The sequence below is a fragment of the Oleiphilus sp. HI0080 genome (genome assembly GCF_001635135.1).
This window is the reverse complement of record NZ_LWFU01000425.1, coordinates 1-2,791: the sequence shown is the minus strand read 5'-3', so window position 1 is coordinate 2,791 and position 2,791 is coordinate 1. Positions and strand designations below refer to the sequence as shown.

Genomic DNA, 2,791 nt, shown 5'->3' with positions numbered 1-2,791 from the left:
TAATGTATTCAAGTACTGTTCTCTCTGCAACGCTGATATCGACCGTTGCTTGCATGCCAGGGATGACGTTTAAGCGATTCTCCCCTTCGCCAAAGTACGATTTATCGACATGTACTTTGACAATATAGTAACTGTTGCCGCGTTGATCGGTAATGGAGTCGGCGGAGATGGTCTCAACTTTGCCATCCAAACCACCATAGACCGCAAAGTCAAAAGCGGAGATTTTCACTTTGGCATATTGATCTCTGCGTACAAACCCGATGTCTTTGGGTTTTACTTTGACCTCAACCAGTAACTCGTCTCCAATTGGTACGATATCGATTAATTCAACACCTGGCCGTGCAACACCACCGATCGTATTCACATAGAGTTTTTGAATGACGCCATCGACTGGTGAGCGCAGCTCGGTACGGTCAACGCTCGCCTCGGTGACGGTTTGCTTGCCTCGTGAAATATCTAAACGTGTGCGGACTTCTGACAACTGTTGCTGTGCTTTGGATTTAAACGCAGCGATGACGCTTTGTTCTTCTCCTTTCAGGCGTTCGACTTCTGATTCAAGGGAGGGTATCTGGTTTTTGGTTTGATTCACCTCAGTTTGTGCACGGCTTAATTGTTGTTTGATGTCGAGCACAACCGATTCCGATACTGCCCCCATTTTAAGCAGAGGCTCGTTCATTTTGAGCTGCTGTTGGATCAACTTGACTTGAGTTTCTTGATCTTCTTGCTGCTGTTTAGCGGACACAAGCTCTTGCCGCGCTTTACTCGCTTTTAGATGAATGTCGTCAATTTGTTTGTGCAGCTCGTCTTGACGTACTTTATAAAGTTGTACTTGTGTCTCTACAAAGCGCTTATTCTGATTTGCCATCTCTGGGTCAAAGTCGGGGGACATTCCCGCCACTTCCGCGGCAAGTCGCACTTCTTCGGCAATGAGTGACGAGGTTTCCGCGACCGATTGTGCCAGTGCACCGCCCGCTGAGGTGGCGTCTAACTCCATAAGTAGATCACCCGCTTTAACGGTTTGTCCCTCGCGGATATAGATGTCTTTGACTATACCACCGTCCAGATTCTGAATGACTTGCGTGTGGCTGATAGGGATCGCTTTGCCTTGTCCACGGACGATCTCATCAATACTTGAGAAATACGCCCAAGCGGCAAGCACACCAACCATACCGAGTAGTGCCCAAAGGATCACTTGCGCGACTTTCGGGGTTCGCATTAGCTCACCTTGCGACGCATCCGTTACAAAGTTGAGATCTTGCTGATTCAGCTTCTTCAGCTGATTTTTGGAGAGGCTCATGCTACGCCTCCATCATTATCTGAGTGGGCGGCTGGCTTTCCAGCAAGACGATCGAGGATATCTTGTTTCGGGCCATGCATGAGTATTTCGCCATCGTCCATGACTGCGATTGAATCGAGCAAACTTAGAATGGCCAAGCGTTGAGTGAACACAATAATCGTTTTATCCGGAGCAAGCTTGCTTAAACGCGCGATAAGTCGGCGCTCTGAATCTTGATCTAAGGCACTTGTGGGCTCATCAAAAATGAGAATTTTTGGATCTCGCAGCAGTGCTCGCGCAAGTGCAATACATTGACGTTGGCCACCAGACAACATGCGTCCGTTCTCGCCAGTCTGACGGTTCAAGCCCTCAGGGTGGGTTGCCGTAAATTCTAGTACACCCGACATTTCTGCGGCTTTCAAAATTTGCTCGTCGGTCGCGTAGGGGGTTCCCGAGGCGATATTGTCGCGAATCGAACCCGAGAAAAGTGTTGGTTGTTGCTCTACGCAGCCAATCATCGCCCGCAAGTCGCTCGGATCGAGTTGTCGAATGTCGAGCCCATCGAGTTTGATGACACCTTCTGTTGGCGTGTAAAGCCCCATTAATAAGCGCAGCAGTGTGGTCTTTCCGCAACCAATACGTCCGATCACCGCAAGGCGACTTCCGGCGGGGATATTCAGATTGACGTTCTTTATGACCGACACGGTCTGCTCGGGAAAAGCCATGCCGACGCCTTCCAACTCAAAGTGTCCTTCAGTTTTGTCGCGTTGCAGATATTGCTTGTCTGGGTCGCGCTCAATAGGCATCTCCATGATTCGGGCAATACCTTCGTAGGCTTCTTTGGTTTGACCATACCGAGCAATTAAACCTGCAACCTGAGCCATTGGCGCGATGACTCGCCCTGTCAGCATACTGGCGGCAATCAAGCCACCCATGCTCAGCTCGTGGTTAGATATCTCGTAAACGCCCACAATGAGCAGCGCCACGGTGGTCATTTGTTGAATGAAACCGGAGGTGCTGGTGCCGATGGTTGAATATAAGCGAGAGCGGTTACTCCAGTACGATGTTTCGCCAACGTTTTGTTCGTATTTACGCTGGTTGAGCCCTTCCATACGATTGCTTTTGACGGTTTCTAGGCCATTCAGCGTTTCAATCAACAAACCGTTTTTAACCGTAGAGGCACCATAACTGTGGGAGATGGATTCATCGACAGGCCGACGAATCAACACCGTGATAACGAGAATCAACACCACCGAAACAATGGGTACGATCACCAAGTTGCCGCTAAAGACGTAAATGGCAAGCAGAAAGATAATGACAAACGGAATGTCGACCAGAGTGCTCATGGTCGCAGAGGTGATAAAGTCTCGAATACTTTCGAACTCGCTGACCATTTTTGCAAAAGAGCCGACGGAGGCCGGGCGATATTCCAGTTTGAGCGCTTGCACATGCGCAAAAATCTTAGAAGAAAGAATAACGTCTGATTTGCGTCCAGCGATATCAAGAAAGTAAGTA

Annotated in this window: 2 protein-coding genes; both read right to left on the bottom strand. The window is 49.1% G+C overall.

Annotation, left to right across the window (positions count from 1 at the left end):
* Positions 1-1,297, bottom strand: a 1,297-nt coding sequence (locus A3751_RS08125) for an HlyD family type I secretion periplasmic adaptor subunit (RefSeq protein WP_068454201.1), incomplete at its 3' end; no start/stop codon positions are given.
* The coding region (locus A3751_RS08120) for an ATP-binding cassette domain-containing protein (protein ID WP_068454198.1) at positions 1,294-2,791 on the bottom strand (1,498 nt) is incomplete at its 5' end. The genes A3751_RS08125 and A3751_RS08120, both read right to left, overlap by 4 nt.